Annotated in this window: 12 protein-coding genes, 1 tRNA gene and 1 pseudogene; 11 read left to right on the top strand and 3 right to left on the bottom strand. The window is 43.7% G+C overall.

The window, feature by feature from the left end; genetic code table 11:
* Window positions 1-10: 10 nt before the first annotated feature.
* Together ACS8E3_RS02045 and ACS8E3_RS02040 are read right to left on the bottom strand one after the other, a co-directional pair.
* Window positions 11-4,459, bottom strand: a complete 4,449-nt coding sequence (locus ACS8E3_RS02045; protein ID WP_439240723.1) for a UvrD-helicase domain-containing protein — start codon at window positions 4,457-4,459, stop codon at window positions 11-13.
* A 62-nt stretch (window positions 4,460-4,521) separates the two neighbouring features.
* Complete coding sequence (locus ACS8E3_RS02040) at window positions 4,522-8,997, bottom strand: exodeoxyribonuclease V subunit gamma (RefSeq protein ID WP_439240721.1); 4,476 nt, start codon at window positions 8,995-8,997, stop codon at window positions 4,522-4,524.
* 353 nt (window positions 8,998-9,350) lie between these two features.
* On the opposite strand from ACS8E3_RS02040, the gene ACS8E3_RS02035 reads away from it, so the two are divergent.
* From ACS8E3_RS02035 to ACS8E3_RS01985, 11 genes are all read left to right on the top strand, one after another.
* Window positions 9,351-10,130, top strand: a complete 780-nt coding sequence (locus ACS8E3_RS02035; protein WP_439240719.1) for a hypothetical protein — start codon at window positions 9,351-9,353, stop codon at window positions 10,128-10,130.
* A gap of 93 nt (window positions 10,131-10,223) precedes the next feature.
* Window positions 10,224-10,299, top strand: a tRNA-Arg gene (locus tag ACS8E3_RS02030).
* Between the two features lie 220 nt (window positions 10,300-10,519).
* A complete protein-coding gene (locus ACS8E3_RS02025; RefSeq protein ID WP_439240717.1) occupies window positions 10,520-11,983 on the top strand; it encodes a tyrosine-type recombinase/integrase in 1,464 nt (487 codons plus the stop codon).
* A 166-nt stretch (window positions 11,984-12,149) separates the two neighbouring features.
* Complete coding sequence (locus ACS8E3_RS02020; protein WP_439240715.1) at window positions 12,150-12,458, top strand: type II toxin-antitoxin system HicA family toxin; 309 nt, start codon at window positions 12,150-12,152, stop codon at window positions 12,456-12,458.
* A gap of 2 nt (window positions 12,459-12,460) precedes the next feature.
* Entirely contained in the window at window positions 12,461-12,808 is a 348-nt protein-coding gene (locus ACS8E3_RS02015; RefSeq protein ID WP_439240713.1) for a type II toxin-antitoxin system HicB family antitoxin, read from the top strand.
* A 105-nt stretch (window positions 12,809-12,913) separates the two neighbouring features.
* Window positions 12,914-13,801: a hypothetical protein gene (locus ACS8E3_RS02010; RefSeq protein ID WP_439240711.1), complete on the top strand. Its 888-nt coding sequence runs from the start codon at window positions 12,914-12,916 to the stop codon at window positions 13,799-13,801.
* Window positions 13,802-13,947: 146 nt separating this feature from the next.
* A complete protein-coding gene (locus ACS8E3_RS02005) occupies window positions 13,948-14,256 on the top strand; it encodes a helix-turn-helix transcriptional regulator (protein WP_439240708.1) in 309 nt (102 codons plus the stop codon).
* A complete protein-coding gene (locus ACS8E3_RS02000; protein WP_439240706.1) occupies window positions 14,253-14,537 on the top strand; it encodes a helix-turn-helix domain-containing protein in 285 nt (94 codons plus the stop codon). Before ACS8E3_RS02005 ends, ACS8E3_RS02000 begins: the two co-directional genes overlap by 4 nt.
* Complete coding sequence (locus ACS8E3_RS01995) at window positions 14,534-14,821, top strand: hypothetical protein (RefSeq protein ID WP_439240703.1); 288 nt, start codon at window positions 14,534-14,536, stop codon at window positions 14,819-14,821. The genes ACS8E3_RS02000 and ACS8E3_RS01995 overlap by 4 nt, the downstream gene beginning before the upstream one ends.
* A complete protein-coding gene (locus ACS8E3_RS01990; RefSeq protein WP_439240700.1) occupies window positions 14,814-15,008 on the top strand; it encodes a hypothetical protein in 195 nt (64 codons plus the stop codon). The genes ACS8E3_RS01995 and ACS8E3_RS01990 overlap by 8 nt, the downstream gene beginning before the upstream one ends.
* 109 nt (window positions 15,009-15,117) lie before the next feature.
* Complete coding sequence (locus ACS8E3_RS01985) at window positions 15,118-17,238, top strand: DUF3987 domain-containing protein (protein WP_439240698.1); 2,121 nt, start codon at window positions 15,118-15,120, stop codon at window positions 17,236-17,238.
* A gap of 243 nt (window positions 17,239-17,481) precedes the next feature.
* Here the strand turns inward: ACS8E3_RS01985 and ACS8E3_RS01980 are convergent.
* Window positions 17,482-18,444, bottom strand: a pseudogene (locus tag ACS8E3_RS01980) (type I restriction endonuclease subunit R); the annotation flags it as partial.

Here is an 18,444-nt window from a genome sequence, read left to right as displayed (position 1 = left end):
TCCTAACCCATTAATCTGGTAAACCAAACAAGGTATCTAAAGCTTTAATAAAATCGATCGGTATATCCCACGTGACTAATCCATAGCGCTTATTTTTAACTGTAGAGCTATCGTCAGTATTTTTCATATTCTGCAGATCATTATTCTCTGCTTGTGTATCTGCGTTATAGACCCCGCGCAGGAATACATACTCAACAGCGCCGAGATACTTATCTTCATTACCGGCATAGTCATTGACTCTCATGCTTAAGAATCGATGTAATGCGACCTGATAAATGGCCGCTTGTAGCCAATACCCTGCTTTTGACATGGCTTGTTTAAGAGTGTTTTCATCATAATTGCTTAGGCTATTTCCTAAATAATTACTCTTATAATCGACTACGTAGTACTTGCCAGCGTGCTCGTAAACCAAGTCAATTTCGCCGCGTAGATAGCGATATAAGTGCGCTTTATTTTGCGCCACTAAAGTCACGTGCTTGTCCGGCGCGTTTGGTAAGTGCTGTGCAAACAGACTAGTAATATCCTCTGCTCTAAAGTGTTCTGATAAGCCCATATTGAACTCCAGCTCAGCAAAGCGCTGTGCGGTATCAAGCGACTGCAAAGGTTGATTAGAAGCTAATAGCGGCGTCTGTAGCACTTCATCGATCCAGCCAATCAACGCTTTATGCTGGCTATCCACTATAGCGTCCGAATCGGCTAATGGACTACTCTGCTTTTTATTGGCTTGCAGTAAACGCTGTTGCTGCTCAGCGCTACTATAGATCAGTGGCAACTGATAGCTACTCACCGCGCGATCGATGACTTGAGACCACTGGGATTTATTATTAAAGTCAATTTTTTCAAATATTTCATGTAAAAATGTACCTGCATTAGCGCCTTTGACAAAGCTAAAACGAATATCCTCTTCCTCTTTGACGCTTAGCTCACTATAAAGCGTTTCAGCATCAGTAAGGGCTACTGTAGAGCGTATGGTGTCTGCAGCACTGCTCAAATCAATGTCTATGGCATCGTCGATGCGCTCATCCACTACCGCCATGATCTGCGTTGATTCATCAAGCTGACGCGCTAAAGCGGTAAAACTGGTCTTCGCCCAGCCATAAAAATAACGCTTACTCATAACCTCTAAGAACGGTGCGTATTCAATTGTCTCTGTTGTCAGTTTGATGGTGGCAGCAGTCAAGTTATCATTTAGGCTGATGTGTTTAGCCTGATGCTCTTCATGGTATTTATTGACATTATGCGCTCTGAGCATCCCTATCGTGTCTTTGAGCCTATCAGGTAACTCAATGTTTTTGGCAGGTACGTCGAACCAATAGCAGATTGGTCTCAAGCCAGCATTCGTATTACTGTGCGCGTCTTTTAGTACCACATAAAGCTGTTCACTAGCGCGAGTAAAAGCCACATAACCTAGCCGGCGCAGCTCGTCAAAACCCTCTTGTGTCTCAATATCAGTATAATAGTCTTCTTTTGTAGATGAGCCTTGAATAGGTGAAAAGCGGCGCTGATTGCCAGTCGTTTCCTGAGCTATCGACTCTGTAGAAGAGTGCTGGTTGTTGTCGTTTTGACTATTATATAAGTACAGCCCATAGTCTTCTTTATGACCCGACTTCCTACTAGCGTCGCCCATACCCAAGACATAGACAATCGGAAACTCAAGACCCTTCGACTTATGAATGGTCATAAGCTGCACCCCAGACTCAGTAGGGAGCGGATACTGCTTTGCCCAATCGCTACTAGGGGCAGCATCGATGTTTTGTCTAAACCACGCTAACAGCTCATGTTCGCCCATGCCGCTACCGTACTGCGCCATAACATCCAACACATGACGCAAGTCCATGATGTGACGATCGCCTTCTGGATGACTCGCTAGCGATTGCCAAACGCCTTGTGACTGCACCGGGTTTTTATCTAATAGATAATGTAGCGCTGACAAGATACCAAAGTGTTGCCAACGCTGAGCGCCTTCTTTTATATAAGCAATAAAGTCTTGATAGCTCTGTTTGCGCGCGTGATTACTGCCTCCAATAGCCTCTGACTCATGATCTGTCATCATAGCTCTCACAGCCTTGATATTTAAGCCATACAGATGACTTGTCAGCACCCGGTTGATCATGTCATGACGATAAGGGTAGAGCATAACGCTTAGCAGTGCTGCCACATCTTCTGCCATAATAGTCTCAAAGATACTGACATCACTAGTCGTTAGCGTAGGTACGTTTAGCTTCACCAGCTCATCTTCAACCTGCTTGAGATCCTTTTTGGTACGTGCCAGCACACCGATATCGCTTGGTTGAATGGGGTTACCTTTTAAGGTCTGCTGACTCTTTAGTAAGGTTGCAATATGACGCGCGGTAATCTCATGCTCATCGTACTCTAGCTCCTTGTCATACGGTAAGTGCAATAAGCTCACCGGCTGGGCTGAGAGCGCCTCCTTCACTAAGTCATTGGTTTGAGACGCTATATTAAACCAAGACAACTGGCTATCTGGTTTTGCTGCCTTGATATGCTGATAATAAATCCCTGTACCTAGCTGCGATAGCTTATTATCACTAGTGCTAGGCGTCGCCATACCAAACCAGCAATTAAGCGCTTGGATGACGCCGGCGTTTGAGCGGCGATTGACATCGAGCGTCCAAAAGCTTTGCTTATCAAACTGAGCTTTCATATAGTTGTAGTTGGCGACGTCACCACCGCGAAAGCCGTAAATCGCTTGCTTGGGATCACCAACTAACAGCAAAAACTCATGACTCACTTTCTTAGCGCTTGATTGCTTATCATCGGGAGCAGTGCTTTTTTTATCGGTTAAATAAATACTTTCAATCATCAAAGCTTGCTCGCCATTGATGTCTTGCGACTCATCGATAAGCGCAATCGGATAATGATGGCGGATATAACGCGCCAGCTTTGGCCCTTGTGGGCCTGTTAAAGCTTGATTGAGACGTACCATCTGCAAGCTAAAAGTCGTCTCGCCGCGCTCTTCTAAAATGACCGGCAGTCTCTCTCGAACCGCAAGAATAATATGACGGTTTAGGTTGGCTAACAATAAAATGATATGTTGGTCTAATTTTTCGACCCTATCTAAAATAGCCATTAACTTGACTATTGTGTCTAACTCAAAAAGAGTCTGATGTTCCTTTTCTCTGTCTTTATTGAAATTTTTAATCTTACCTTCTTCATTGGGATATCTAGAGTCCTGTAACGAAGTTAGAATTTTGTTTTCACGCTCATTTAAATAGCTAGTAAAGGCTAGCTGGTGTTCTGCTATTTTATGATGTACATCAACTAAGGCATCAAAATGATTGATCAAGATAGAGTTACCACGAAACCCTTGTGACTTCCTATAGTCGAAATTTAAATAAGGTTGAATATCTGTTAAATCTAATTGAGCAAATTCATAAAGCATCTTCTCGTACGCACTAAAGTCAAAATCTTGATCTAGTTCCACCTCATCAATAGGCGCTGAGATAAAGTTAAGCGAACGCGTGACATAGCTTTTATGATCATTAGTAGCCGTAAGTTTGCCTTGTTGATCTAGTAACGCATAGAGTTTCGGCTGCTCATGATAGAGCCGACTTTGAAACTGGCGCAGCTCATCATGAATGATGCTGTCAGTGACTTGCTCGATACTACTGTCTTCAATGATGCTCATGCCTTGCTGATGACCGGTCTCACTACTATATTCTGTCAGCCACTTCTGCGCTAAGCTATCAAGCGTACCCACAAACAGATTATCAAGCGTCGTGAGCACCAGTGCCGTACGCCGAATAGCCTCGGTCATCGGATAACTGTAGACATGATCTAGTAGATAGCCAACTAAGTGCAAATTAACAGGGTCCTGCATCAAGCTCTCTAAGCGCGCAAAGTTAGCTTGCTGTATTAGCCAAGTATCACGCTCCTCTTTAGCTTGTATGCGCTTTTCCTGAGTGCTTTTTTGCTTACGTTGTTGGTCATAGTCTAGATCTTGGTTGAACTCCTCAGTCTCTATAATAGTCTCTACAGTAGTCTCGGCATTGGACTTTTTCTCTGGCGTAACTTGTAACACCTCGGGATACAGAGCCGCTTTATTATTAATGTCAGCGCTTAGGCTATTTACCCATTGCAATAACTGATAAAACTCGACCAGACGCTCATGGATACGCTGACGCATCTCAGCTGCAGCAGCACGGGTGAATGTAGTGGCGATTATCTGCTCAGGCGCTCGTCTTGCCTCAATCAACAAGCGCAGGACGATACCGGTTAGCGTCCACGTCTTACCGGTACCCGCTGAGGCTTCAATGAGGTGCTGACCGCTGAGCTCAACTTCAACTGCCGGTACTTTTTCAGATGCCTTATCCGCCTTATCTTTATCAGAAGTATCAAAGCTTTGAGATAAATGTTGCGCTTCGTGTGGGTGCGTATCTGTAATTAGCGTCTGCTGAACGATATCCGTAATATCAGTCATATCGGTAAACTCTGTCATATAGGCGTACACTTTAAATAATTATCAATTTAATATGGATTACAAAATAAGCATCTAAGGGGCTAGCCGTCTAGCCCTTGCAAAGCGTCAAACATTGGCTCATATAAAGGCTGCGCTATGGTCGTTAGGGCCATAGATAAAGCCTTAAAGGTATCTTGATCACGCAAGACGTATTGCCATATAGCGTGCTGCGAACAAGTATCATAAATCATATCTGCCTGAAAGCTCGGTCTTAACCAGTCTGAAAAATCTGCTCGTTTGGGCCAATAGCTACCATTATCGCTGTCCTGCGCTTTTTGCTGTTTCTCTACATAAGTTAGCGCGTACTCTGGCAATATCGTAATAGGCACTTGACCGACTAGCTGAGCAAAAATTGCCCACTTTATCAGCTCGAGTAGGGCATCTTCATAGACGATAGGAGCGATCTTAAAGGCAATGGACTTCTCAAACTTCTTCACTCCTGATCTAGACTTATTAAAGCGCCAAATGCTCACTCCATCATTTAAAGTGACTTGCTGGCTGGTAGTGCGTTTCGCGACTTGCCAATACAGATGCGACAACCAAAACTTGAGTAAATGCTTGGGGCTAGCAGAATTCGGCAATATATTTAGCCACTGCTTGGGGGAGCGCTCACTATACGCGCTGCTCGAGTGCTGATGAGCATCACTACTATGAGCCTCTACTGGCACAAGGCCCTTTAATTTAATGAACTTAGGTAATACAGACAGCAGGGACTCATTGTGGCCATCTTGTGTTTCATTAGTATGATTAAGAATTGTGGCCAGATCTATACGTACAGGATGCTCAGTAGTCGGCGTCAGCAACTGCGAAGCCTTTGCATTGTCCTTTGCTTTTTTATTGAGTTCATTAGCGTCATCAAAGCTATTAGCAAGTAGCTGCTCTTGAAACTCCAGACACTGCTGCTGCAGTTTTTTCTGCTCATTCACTAATGTGGTTTGCCTTGCGATACCTGCCGGCATGATCTTTTGGTACATTAAAGTTGAATCGTTAGGGCTAGCAAGCATAGTAGGGTCATTAGACTGAGTATCTGTATTTGCATTATCAGCATTAGTAGCGAGCGCATTAATCAGATAGTCTGTAATCTGATAGTTGGTTAAGCCGTCCAAAAATAATGGCTCTTGCTGCGCCTTTGCTTGCTCACCTTGTACCACATGTACCTCTTGGGTACGCAAAAAGGCCTTTGCAGGATGACGGACTTGATAAGCCAACACCCCTTCTACGTCTATCTCATGAATATCAAACAGGGTTTGGCTGAGTATATGTGTGATGTCCGCTGCATTATTTGCATCCTGTACATTCGTACTTATATCGAGCGCTAACATCTCATTCAATGCTTGCAAAGCTTGCTGATCTATTTGCCCAAGATGACCGAAACGCTGACCCAGTACTTGAGCGACAGCTTCATATTGCAACTTTGTAGGTAAACCTACGAATTGTAGCCGCTCGCTCGGCACGCGCCCCTTTAAAGTATGAAACACAGCTTGCCAAAGCGGTGCGGGAGGAAACTGCTTTTTTTGTACCAGCTTAGTTTTGCGCATGGCTTTATTTAACAGCGCGTCTAGCTCGTCGCTCGCATCAATTTGTGCATGCGCTTCGAGGTTATCCTCAGCAGCATTCGTCACTGCGCTCTGATTTGTAGCAAAAACTACATCGTCTTCAATCGTCGATTCAAACAGACTCTCGTGAAAAGGCAAGGCTGGATGCTCAGTCACTAGCCACTGTTTTATCAATTTGGGTAGGTAGCGCTTGAGAGTCTCCGTAGTCGCATCAATATTCTTAGGTAATGACTTTAATGCCTCAAGTGAGCCAACTTGCCACTGCACCTCCCCTTGCAAAAACTGTAGCAGCTCACTTACGGGGTTGGCAGGTAGATGCTCATGAGTATCGGTCAGGCTTTGACCGTTATAAAATATCCAGCAGGCACTGCGCGCGCACAGCAATGCATCCAAAAACGCACCATTATCATCATCCTCGCTGACTCTATCACCGCGGCGAGCCATAGTGGTTTTCATCAGGTCATAGCGATTATTACGATCCCGATCCGGGAATTCAGAGAGATTCATATTAAGCATAACGACAAGCTCAAAGGGTACGTTTCTTAAGGCACCAAAACGACCAAAGGTAATCACTCCCGTCGGCTCAGCACTGACTTGCTGACTTTCCAGCTCAGCTTCGATACTATCGAGCATAAAGCTCAATTTGAGCGGTAACTGCTCAACGCCTGCCAGCTTTTGCTCTACTTCATAATTGTCATTATCACCACTAGCATAGTGCCGATAATGACGATTGGCCCGTAGGCTAGATTTAAAACCATTCATTGCGTTATAGATAGCGCGCATAGTACGCGTTTGATCAACATCGCCAAAATAGCGATGAATGACTTGCGTCTCAATCTGACTCAGCCACTCTTCCGCCTTCAGCTTTTGGGTATGGTCATGGCGGCGTTCAGTTAAGCCCGTGTAAATGCGGCAAAGCGCCTCAACGATCATCCCATCACTCAAGCTCACTTGTGGTAATGGCAAGCTCATCTCAGGCATCGCCGTACTCGACCAGTCTGTCTCTGCGAGTGGATACAAACAATCACTCGCGCGCGCCTCTGGCATGACTAGTCCTAGCGCTAATCTGTCTAACGCGTGCGCAAAGCTAAAACGGTAATCATAGTCGTTGGCATCTAAAGTTTGTTTAAGATGCTGCTCATCAAAGCCGCGGATAAAACCTGCCTCTACTAATAAATCACAGCCGCGGCTCATCTGCTCATGCGTGAGCCCAAAACTTTCATACAAAGGTGGCAACATTAGCCAATCAAGCACCTCAGCGGCTTCAAAACGAGCGCTATGGCTACCAAGTAGCTTATAAAAGCCTATAATAGCTTCCCACAGTTGGCGAATATCAGCATCGACGACCCCAGTGACTTTGGCAGGTAGAGTCAAACCATCTTGCCCTTTGCCACTGACAAAAATAGAGCTGATCAACTCATGATGCCGCTCAACATCAGGCATGAGCACCACAATCTCTGAGATATGGCGTTTTTTTTCATCGGGTCTGATCGGCTCGTTGAGCCAGCGTCCAATCATGATACGTAGTACTTCAAGTTGGCGCTGCAAGTTATGGCAAGAATGAATGCTTAGGCTATTATCTTGGGCTGACATATCCCAGTAGCGCTCTTTCTCAAAGCGTTTATTCTCTAAAGCCTCATCGTCAAACCATTGCACCTTTTGCTCAAAACTTAGCTCTATTTGCTCATTGACTGCTTGCGATACTTGTGCCGCGGTTGCTTGTTGGGTGGCTTGCTCATCGAGCATCAGCACATCGTTTTGCAAACGCTTAAGTAAACTGGGTCGATTTTGTACACTATCTGCTTCAACAATCCCGTCCTCATTAATATAGTCATGCTCGATGAAATCCTCATCGCTCGTATCAAAATTATCGTGCCACTCTACTAGTTCTTCCTCATATTGCTCATTGCCTGATAAATTAGCGAGCATGGCAAAAGTATCCCGCGACTGCTTGCCCAAACGTGATAGCAAGCTATGACCGTAATCGCGTAAAAAGACACTCTCAGGATTGATGATTTGCTGACGTTGTAGCCAAGACTTATCGACGATATCCGCCCAAAACAGCTTTGAGGGATTGTAATGCAACAGTGTGACATTCATGTATTTCGATAAGCGCTGCAAAAAGTCTAGCTCAGTTTGCGGCAACTGCTGAATAGTAAAAATACGCAGCACTGCAGGCAGTTGAGCACGTTCATTCGCCTGATTATGCTCAAGAGCTGACCAAAAGGCATTTTCAAGCGCGACACGATATTGATGGACATCTGCAAATAGATGTAACCATACAAAGCGCTGAGCGACTTCTAGCTCCACATAATGCGTCACTAGCCAATCCGGCGTACCGCGGGCATACTTATCAAAGCGTAGTGACAAAGCGTCTTTTTCTGCTATTAGCTTATCAACAGCAAGTGGCCGGTTATGCGACCAAAGTGCTAGCCAGTCTTCACGGTGGGTTAAGTAGCGATTAAACACCCGTGCCAAATCGCTCGCCAGCTGCCAGATACGCACGTCTTGCTGTGCTTTATCCGGCGTGCTTCCCTCTTGCGGCTTATCGATTAAAGGCGCTAGCAGCGAGTGCACTGGATGCTTATCATCTTTGACAATCGTTTCTTGGTAGTACGTTAAATATCCAAACAAGCGCCACTGCATTACCGTTGGCGATAATACTGCTACTTCAGGTACATTTAAGATTGACGCTTCAGGATTATGCGCGAGCAGACACTCATTATGACGCGCTAACACCTTTTGCATCAATGTCCACTGATACTGGCCCCAAAAAGTCGTGGTCACTAAGGTACTAATACCTGCTTGGCTGGCAATAGACTTATCGAGCCAGTCGCCTAATACCATGGAAGGCACGATAACGATAAACTCAGCAAAAATAGGCTGATTTTTCGATTGATAGTCTGTCAGTAGCTCTGCGACTAAATGCTCGGTGCGGTGCGATTGAATAATTTTAAACATAGATAGCGATCTGATTAGAGTAGAAGACGAGATGAAGTAATAGCTATGATGGTAGTATTCACCAAATAGTTAACGATGTTATGCATCACTTTAGGAGACTAGTCTTACAAAGGTCGGTTTTGTAGTCGTGGCCGCTTTTTATTTCTGTTAAGATATGGCGCATAGCAGCTTTGAGTGGTTATTCTATTACCTTGAATATTTATCTCAATAGGTAGGTAACGCTTAAGTGTGCCACTGATAGCGCTGATTTGCTAGTACACTATCCCAATATTGGTCAAAGCCAACATAGCTTGCGACAACCAGTGTCGTCAGTTAGGTAAAACACCCCATTATAAGAATAAGAGCTCTATATTATGAAAGACTACAAGCTACTCCTTGCTGGGATAATACTGTTATTGCTTCTTATTATTATCGGGATTATATCGTGGTTATGGCTGAACAATAGGAAAAACATCGATCCATTACCGATTTTGAGCAATGAAGACGCAAAATCACTGCAAGAGAATGCTGAAGAAGATAGCGATGCCGTCAAAAACAACACCGATGCCAATACGCTATATATTCAAGCGCAGCAGCCCCTACAAGTACCTTTAGACGATGTCATCGTCAGCTTTGAGGCGCGTTATCCGCATATGCAAGTGTTAACCAATTACGTGCCAGCTACTGACCTGTTGATTTTGGACAATACCAACCCTACTGATTTAGTCATTGCGGATGATAAATTATCTGATTCATTATTAGTGTTATTAGAAGATGAGCTCAATAGTAATATAAAAAATAACATTGTTGATGCGCCATCATCATCAAAAAACAGCTCAGTGACTGATGTAGAAAATCCTGAGTCTAAAACAACACCCGAGAACGATGAAACCCGAACGCTTAATCCGTTCGGTTACGCGATTAGAGAGTCGCAAACCGTTGAAGGCGTCATACTAAGTGATAAACCGCTTGCTATTAACTTCCGTAACTTCCTTATTTCAAGCTCTGGGCAAGACATTCTAAGGCAGTATGAATTCGACAATATTGATGGCTATCAAAACAGTGTAGACGACTTATTTAACCCTACCTCACATGGTAAAACCGCGGTTGAAGAAACCGAGATCGTCACTGACGCCATAACTAATAGCCAATAATACATAGCTTCTTTTAAGTAGATTCATTCCCAATCAAACCGCAGGTTAACATTGCTTTTATCACTCAGTTTTTTTACAATAAGCCTCTAAAATGCGCCTATAGCTCAACAGGATAGAGCAGTTGCCTCCTAAGCGATCGATCCGAGTTCGAGTCTTGGTGGGCGCACCAATCATTGTATTTAGACATAACCTCGCATTACCTCGAGCCCTTGAAACGCTTACCATACCTAAGTTTTAGTCTTTATTAAACACTTGTCATTACCTACTAGCACCTCTACAATGTTGTACATGCTGATGTACATAAATGAAATTATCATTAATTTGTTGTACACAAATCGCGTCATTGTTGTACATGGTAATTATTAATTGTAGCTAATCGAGGTGTAGCAATGGCTGAGCGCAAAAACTACCTATTAAATGTCAATGGTGTAAAAGCTATCGCCAAGCTTGCGCCACCAACTAAACGTAAAAGATATAGCGATGGTGATAGCCTTCATCTAGTCCATGACCCAAAGGGTTCTCTGTACTGGGTCATGACTTACCGTTATCGGTCAGATAAAGATATTAAGCCCAAACAAAAAACCTTTTATATTGGAACCTACAGGTCGTCTAAGCAAGATGTTGACACCGTGTTCAAGCCTGATGTGACTCTTAAACAAGCCCGTACTGAGCGTGATAGAGCTAAGGCATTGCTAGCTGAGGGTATCGACCCGAATATCAATAAGAACCAGCATAAAAACAGCGTTGAGCAAAAAGACCTATTCAATGTGATAGCGCAAAGCTATATCAATGACAAGTCGGACACTACCCCTAAAAACGTGCAAAAGCTACAGACCTACCTTGATAAGCATGTAGCGCCGCATATCGGCGACTATCCTATTCAAGCTATCATGGCTCAAGATGTGATTAAGACAGGTCTAGCCGTACAAACTTACTTTGAGCAGCAAGGTAAATTGACAACAGACACCGCTCACAAGAGCGTGGCGTTTATAACGTCAGTGTTTGAGTATGCTATCAATACACTAGGCTATGACATCATTAATGTGGCTTATGGGCGCAGTAAGGCACTGAGAACCCATAAAGCTGAGCGTATGAAAGCTATTGAGCAACATCAATTCTCAGAGCTGTTACGCAATATTGACAACTACGGTAAAGACAATCCGAACGGGCATCTTCAGACAGTGGCAGGCATGCAGCTGATGGCGCTGTGTTTTGTCAGGACTAAAGAGCTCAGGTTTTTTGAATGGTCAGAGATTGATTATCATAAAAACGTGTGGCGCATACCAGCGGCCAAGATGAAAATGCGTCAAGACCACATCATTCCACTGTCACCGCAAGCTATGACTATTATTGAGCGTATGCGTCCATTAACGGAGCAGACGGGTTATGTGTTCTATAACTTTGAACGCAGTCAGCCCTATAGTGAAGTATGGTTCAATCAAGCACTCAAACGCATGGGTTACACAGGCGACCCCTACCCTAAGATGACAGGTCACGGCTTTAGACAGCTTGCCAGCACAGGGCTATATGAGCTGCAATTCAATGATAATTTAATCGAGATACAGCTCGCACACCTTGAACAGTCGAGCGTCAAAAAGCGTTATGACTTATCGGCACATCTAGCACAGCGGCAAATGATGATGAATAAATGGGCGAACCATCTTGATGACTTACGCGCTGGCAAGGCGGTCAGCTTTGACTTGTTGACCCCTGATGAAGTCGCTAAAGAAATGGATAGCAGGAATGAGCAAGCGACTGATATAGCGCTACACGATAAAGACATACTGATAAAGAGTTTACAGGCACAAGGCGTATCGCAAGAGGTACTAGCTAAACTTGCCGAGCAGCTTTAACAACATCTTTTAACAACATGACGCGCCAGCTTTTAGCCATAAAAACATAAATATACGGCAAAACAGCACTGACAAAACTGACGAAACCTAGAAATAATGACTAATTAACGATTGTTAGTATCATAATTTGATACTATAATAATATAAACAGGTTTAAGGGTAAGTTATGCAGCGCAAGCACCAAAAAACACTAAAAGCCATTTTTAATAAACCCATATCAGGGAGTATAAAATGGTCAGCTATCGAAGCCTTGTTTATAGCACTGGGTGCAGAGGTTAGCGAACGCTCAGGTTCAAGAGTGGCAATCGTATTAGATGGTGAAGTGCAAGTCTATCACCGCCCACACCCTCAGCCAACAACCGATAAAGGCGCAGTGGCAAGCGTTCGCAAGTGGCTAGATGCTTTAGGCTATAGCCCTATTAATGACGATGATGTAACGCAGACCGCATCCGTAACCAATGATGATAAGGAATAATTATGCAAAATATAATGATGATTAATGAGCATAAAGCCATTATTAAATATGACCCTGAACTGAGTATGTTTCGTGGTGAGTTTGTGGGCTTAAATGGTGGGGCTGACTTCTACGGTGACAGCATAACCGCGCTAGAGCGTGAGGGCGCACAGTCGCTACAGACCTTTTTTGAGGTGTGCAGAGAGAACGATATTGAGCCATACAAGGGCTTTTCAGGTAAGTTTGTGACTCGCATACCTAGCGGCTTACATGAACAGGTTAGCACCATTGCCACCAGTCACGGTATGAGCCTAAACCAATGGGTCACTGATACGCTTGCCAATGCTGTCAATAATGAGGGCATGGCATAGCATAACCGATTGCAAGGCTAGGATTAATTACCCGAACGACAGCAACTGCACCCTTAGCTGCCAGCGCCTTGCTCCTATTTAATTTAAGGGTGTGAGGGTGCAAATGTGAGTTACTATAATTTAGAGCAAACTCTAAAAGAATTTCAAAACAAATTACCTGAAAAGCTTTTACCCTTCGACTTACCGCAGCTTGCAGACTTGTGCAGACGTAAAGAAATAACACCAGTATTCTCTTATGATAGGTACATTAATGAGGGACTTGCTCATAAACGTGAACTTCCTACATATCTAAAAGAGCTGACAAAACCTTTTAATGGTTATCTTACCTTACCCGCATTGACTAACTTACTATTTCAGCTTACAGAAACAGTTAGCACAAGTACTGCCTATGTTTATGAGGAAATAGGAGTAGAAAATAAAGGTGCATTTGTTTCTTTAGAGAATTATGGTTATGACCGCTTCGAGGATTATCATGATGGTTATAATAGTTATAGTCGTGGTGATATCAACCATATAGGCATAAACAATTTATTATTTCCAACCGAACAAGTACAAGCCTATATATCATCCAAGAGTATTGAAAAGCTAGACGATTCAACCTTAGGAGCATTTGGTAACCCAACAGTAGCGCATGGCGAAGATAAAACCTATGAACAGCTTGTTGAAGCACTGACAGCCGCCAATAAGAAGATAAAACAGCAAGAGCAAGATATAGACATGCTTAATGACCAGTTAAATGAGCAAGCTGATACCAGCGACATATTGAATGACCGCAACGAAAAGAGCTATCAAACGACTATAGGGTTACTATTAGAATTGATGACTGTACCAAAGATAGAAGGTGATAGACCACCGTTTACCAGTGAAGCGGTAATTATCGGTAAGATTGCTGATAAATCAATTTATGGGCAAGGTAAAACCACTTTAGAGACTCGCTTTAGAGACGTAAAAACAACATTAGAACAAGTAAAAAAGAGAGCGTTTAAACCTTAATAGCTACTACCTCAAAATGAACCCATACCTCAGTTGAGGTGTGAAACCACCCCAGCTAGGGTGCTGTAAACAACCCTACCCCGTAATATTCAGTCTATAGCAGAACAACACCACACATTCCTTAAACTGCTATGGAGTGAATAATTATGACCTTAGTTGACCAATATCTAAGAATGGCAGACCTTGCCAACCAGCCAGCACGAACCGCTAAGACCTACATTGCAAAGTCAGGTCAGCAGCGCACCGTCACCGCCAAAGCCGCTACACGCGGTATCACTAGCTTCTCTGCAAAGCATATCTACCACCTTATCAATGAAGGCAAATTTCCAAAACCTTTAAAGATTGGAAGAGCTAGCCTATGGCGCTTGTCTGAAATCAATAACTGGCTTGATAGTCATGCCCAGCCGTCAAACGACCATACCGCCGCTAATGCACAAGAGGGGGGGTTAATATGACGACCTCAGCCACCGCACCCGTGACCCACGAGCCAGCCCCTAAGACCCAAATAGAGATAGTCAGAACGCATCTGATGACAGGCGCGACTATCACTATATGGGACTCTATCCGCCTTTATAGAATTACAAGTCTAGCCCCTCGCATATATGACTTGCGAGAGTCAGGGTTATTAATCCAAAGTGAAATGGTTAAGCATAACAATAAATGGTTCGCTGTCTATTGGCTCGATGAACAGACCTTACTTGATAGTGATTTGTCTAATAGCGAGGTGACACCATGAGTAACCACCCTAGTGTATCAATTGATACCCCAGCCAGCCGACTAGTGACTATAGATAGTCTGTACTTACGTGTTATGAATGACCGCGTACGAGACATTTGTATCAATACTGAGCACTTAGCCATCGCGCTAGAAGCTATCAAAACAGAAGACGATGTTAGCCAAGGCGTTCTTGTGGCAATCAAAGCGGCATTGCTTGCCAATAGCGAGCTGGCACGCCTTGTTAATGAAATGTTTTGTGACTACGCATTGCCGTACCAAGCGGAGGTATCAAGCCATGAGTAAAGACACCAAAATCAATCTAAAAGCCGACCACGAGCAGCACAGCGACAAACAGGCTGGCAAGCGCGGCTTATTGCTAAGGTTTATTATCTTTATGGCATGGGTGGCAGCTATTAGCTTGCTACTGTCATTAATGTCGTGCCAGCCAAACGAACCTATAATCTTCGTTATAGGGATAAGCAGCCTATGAAAACCTACCCACAGCCAAAGCGGAGCCGTAAGTATGCCAAGCGTAAAAGCTACTATAAAAAGTATAGAGCTACGCGCCAGACGAACCAGTCAAGAGCAAGAGGTAACAGATGACTACTACAGACAAAGCAAAGCCCCAAGCTGATGACAAGGGGCTTTATGACTTACTAGGCTCAACAAAGCAAACTAGCACCGATATTATAACAAATGACGATACAATAAAAAGCCTGATAGCACTAGGTCAAGGCGATAAAATCAGACAGCTTAAAGACACCTTTACTATCCACAATGGTGATAGGAAAAGCGACATCATTGACACTGCTGGCAAGGTGGCTTTGATACTCATTGACAATATGCACCAGCCAGCCAATATAGGCATCTATACCCCTAACAGTGATGACCCTATAGAAGTGACCGACCCAAACTCGCCTAGCGCGTTTATCATTGGTAGTCTTAGCTTAGATAGCGTTTGGTATGCAGTGAGAAATCTAGCTGAGGGCGCAGAGCTATCTAGGCAGCTAATAAGCCAAGGGCTAAACGTCACTATCTTAGTAAGCGTCAACCCCTTTCACTTTAATAATATGGTTAGTCACTTCGCTGAGGTTAAGCAAGTTACTGTATTAGTTACCCATGATAAAAAAGACCTGGTAACTAAGCCATTGCTAGGGGTAAACGTCAAAGCTATTATTACTACTTTTGACTTGCTGCTATCGTTCGATAATGGGCAGACGCTTCATGATGTTTTAAGTGATCCTGATACGATCATTAAAGACTTGTTAGCTGAAGCGTGGGGCAAATTGGGAAATATAGAAGACCCAGACAGTAAGGGTACACCTTACCCATTAGAAGCATGGGGAAAGGAAGGAGATATACTTTATGATGCTTTAACCGCTATTGCTTATCATGCTCAATCACCATCAGCAATGGCAGGAAATAGCATATTAGGCGCTTCAGCAACCACCATTCAACAATATATCAACGCGCCTTATGCCTTAGGTGATAAGTTTATGCCCGTATCGCTATTTCTACTCACTGAGGGCGACAGCGGTAGCGGTAAGAGTCGAACGGTAGGCTTTAGTCACAAAGCGCTTGTGAGTTACCAAAATGACAAGCGCAAAGAAGACAGGCAATTATTAGATGAATGGAAAGCACAAAAAGCCAGCACACAGAAAAAAGATTTAGAAGCATGGTTACTTGAAAATCCTAAACCTAAGCAGTCTATACTTTTGATAAAGTCTGGCACTATTCAAGGCTTTTTAGATAATATGCTAATCGGAAATACCACAGATATAGCATGGTCAACCGCTGAAGCTGCATTGTTTCTAAGTGGTCATAGTTTAACCAGTGATACCGCAAAAAGTAACATTAGCCAGCTGTGTGATATATGGAGTGACGGCTCATTTGATCGACTGCTATCACCGCGCTACGATAGCATAGAGCAAAATAGTATAAGTGGAGTTAGGTTTACCCTAGACTTGCAGGGGCAACCGTCTGTCATAGCGCCAGCACTCAATGATGAAGCGATGAACGGACAAGGATTATTACCGCGCTTTTTGTTTGCCTTTCCTGACAATATGAATGGTCAGATCGTTTATAACACTGATGAAAGACTAGACGCTAAGCCAGACCTTGACCCACGTTTACAAGCCTACTGGCAGCGATGCAAGGAGTTATTAGACCCCAGCCAAGATAATATTAGAACTGATGACGAAGGTAGGATTATCCGCTTTAATATGCCCTTTGAGAACAGAAAAGCCAGAAAAGCATTGGCAGACTACCAAACCGCTAAGGAGCGCCAGCTATGTAAAGGTGGTAAGTTGGAAAAATATGCAAGCTATGCCAGACGCTTGCATGAAAACGCTAGCCGTATTGCTGCAATACTCGCTTACTTCAACGGCAAACGCTTTATATCAGCTGATGACATACATAGAGCCACATTACTGACTGACTATTCTATGAGTGAGCGTATCAGATATACCGACAAGCCCCAAGCTGGTGATAATGACGCGCAAAAATTAATAGGCTGGCTGGTCAGACATTGTCATAAGCAGTCAGTCAAACAGCTTGCTTACTCAACAGCTCAAAGTAAGGTTACTCCTAAGCATTTACGCCAAAAGCATAACTTTGAATTACTGGCTGAAGTATTAGAAAGTGAGGGCTATATCAAGATCGTAACCAATGGTAGGGCTAGAATGATACAAGTAAGACCTGAATTGTTAGATGCTGAATAAGGGGCAAACTAGGAAAATAGGAAAGCATAAGCTAGAAGGCTCGTTACTCCTACCCTAGTCAGCTTTCCTATATTTTAACCCATTAGGCAAGTAGGGAAAGTGAATAGCTATAGAGTGGCTAACTTTCCTTACTTGCCTTTTTACTTTATAAAGGGGAAAACGCTATAAGCTATATATACCAATACTTGTACAACTTACTTTCCTATTTTCCCTATTTTCCCTATTTTCCCTAAAGAACCTTACCTACGCATGATCACCCAGCTTCGTATCAAGCATCAATCTAATGAACTTCTTAAACTGATCAGGGTTAGACAGTAAGTGCATGGTCATACCTTCATACGCTTCTTGGCTCTCAAATAACGCATCCATCGCCGCATCAGGATAGCCACCTAGCATAATCTGATCCGTACTGTTATTGCTAAACTGCTTTACCACGATTTCATTTTCAGTCACTTTATCCCAAATAGTGTTTTGGAAGTTGATCATGTCTTTATCGGTAAAGTCCTCGCCAGCAAACACCTCATTTAGTCGATTAATAATTTTTGATAACAGCTCTTCTTCTTTATCTTTAGGTTTGGCCGTACCAGCACCGCCGCCAGCTTCCAGCTCACCACTGCCCTCTTGTAGCTTTAGATCTTGCTGATGCAGCTTTGAGACACGGTAGTGACTCATGACGATGTTGGTCAGATCAATATCATCTTCATCGGTCACGCTTTCACGTAGCATGGGCTGTAAGTTACGGGCGTATAGGCTCAGCTTCTCAAGATCTTTGCTATCATAATCGACAATCTGCGACATAAACTCATATTGACGGGTGAAAGTACCTAAATCCTTTTTAAAGATCTCCAGCGCATCTTGATCGGCCTTAAAACCTTTGTAGTCATTCTCGGCATTAGTGATCAATACGACATTACCCGTCGTTTTGGCTTCTTCAAGCATTTCCTTGGCATGCTGGGCTTGCTCGCGTGCTTGGCTGTAGCGCTTCTGCCAACGCTCGACCGCTGGCTTGCAGATATTACTAATGGCGGCGTTAGACTTATTCTTACTATAGAAAGCCTCAACGAACTGCTCGACCTCATGCCATAAGAAGATACCACTGGCGCGTAGCTTCTCATACAGGTCATACACTTGATCAGGATCAGACACATTCACTAAGCTTGCGGTCTCATAGTACGGCTGGAAGGCCTCCAAAATGTCTTCAGGATC

Source organism: Psychrobacter sp. 2Y5 (genome assembly GCF_051847375.1).
In the GTDB taxonomy this organism is placed as follows: domain Bacteria; phylum Pseudomonadota; class Gammaproteobacteria; order Pseudomonadales; family Moraxellaceae; genus Psychrobacter.
The sequence above is the reverse complement of the archived record's forward strand: the minus strand, read 5'-3'. Positions and strand labels throughout refer to the sequence as shown.

Excerpts from the sequence above, each read along its gene's own strand:
- ACS8E3_RS02045 (WP_439240723.1), bottom strand. The coding sequence starts at position 4,459 with ATGACAGAGTTTACCGATATGACTGATATTACGGATATCGTTCAGCAG.
- ACS8E3_RS01995 (WP_439240703.1), top strand. The coding sequence starts at position 14,534 with ATGAGTAACCACCCTAGTGTATCAATTGATACCCCAGCCAGCCGACTA.
- ACS8E3_RS02015 (WP_439240713.1), top strand. The coding sequence starts at position 12,461 with ATGCAAAATATAATGATGATTAATGAGCATAAAGCCATTATTAAATAT.
- ACS8E3_RS01985 (WP_439240698.1), top strand. The coding sequence starts at position 15,118 with ATGACTACTACAGACAAAGCAAAGCCCCAAGCTGATGACAAGGGGCTT.
- ACS8E3_RS02000 (WP_439240706.1), top strand. The coding sequence starts at position 14,253 with ATGACGACCTCAGCCACCGCACCCGTGACCCACGAGCCAGCCCCTAAG.
- ACS8E3_RS02025 (WP_439240717.1), top strand. The coding sequence starts at position 10,520 with ATGGCTGAGCGCAAAAACTACCTATTAAATGTCAATGGTGTAAAAGCT.
- ACS8E3_RS02005 (WP_439240708.1), top strand. The coding sequence starts at position 13,948 with ATGACCTTAGTTGACCAATATCTAAGAATGGCAGACCTTGCCAACCAG.
- ACS8E3_RS02035 (WP_439240719.1), top strand. The coding sequence starts at position 9,351 with ATGAAAGACTACAAGCTACTCCTTGCTGGGATAATACTGTTATTGCTT.
- ACS8E3_RS02040 (WP_439240721.1), bottom strand. The coding sequence starts at position 8,997 with ATGTTTAAAATTATTCAATCGCACCGCACCGAGCATTTAGTCGCAGAG.
- ACS8E3_RS02020 (WP_439240715.1), top strand. The coding sequence starts at position 12,150 with ATGCAGCGCAAGCACCAAAAAACACTAAAAGCCATTTTTAATAAACCC.
- ACS8E3_RS01990 (WP_439240700.1), top strand. The coding sequence starts at position 14,814 with ATGAGTAAAGACACCAAAATCAATCTAAAAGCCGACCACGAGCAGCAC.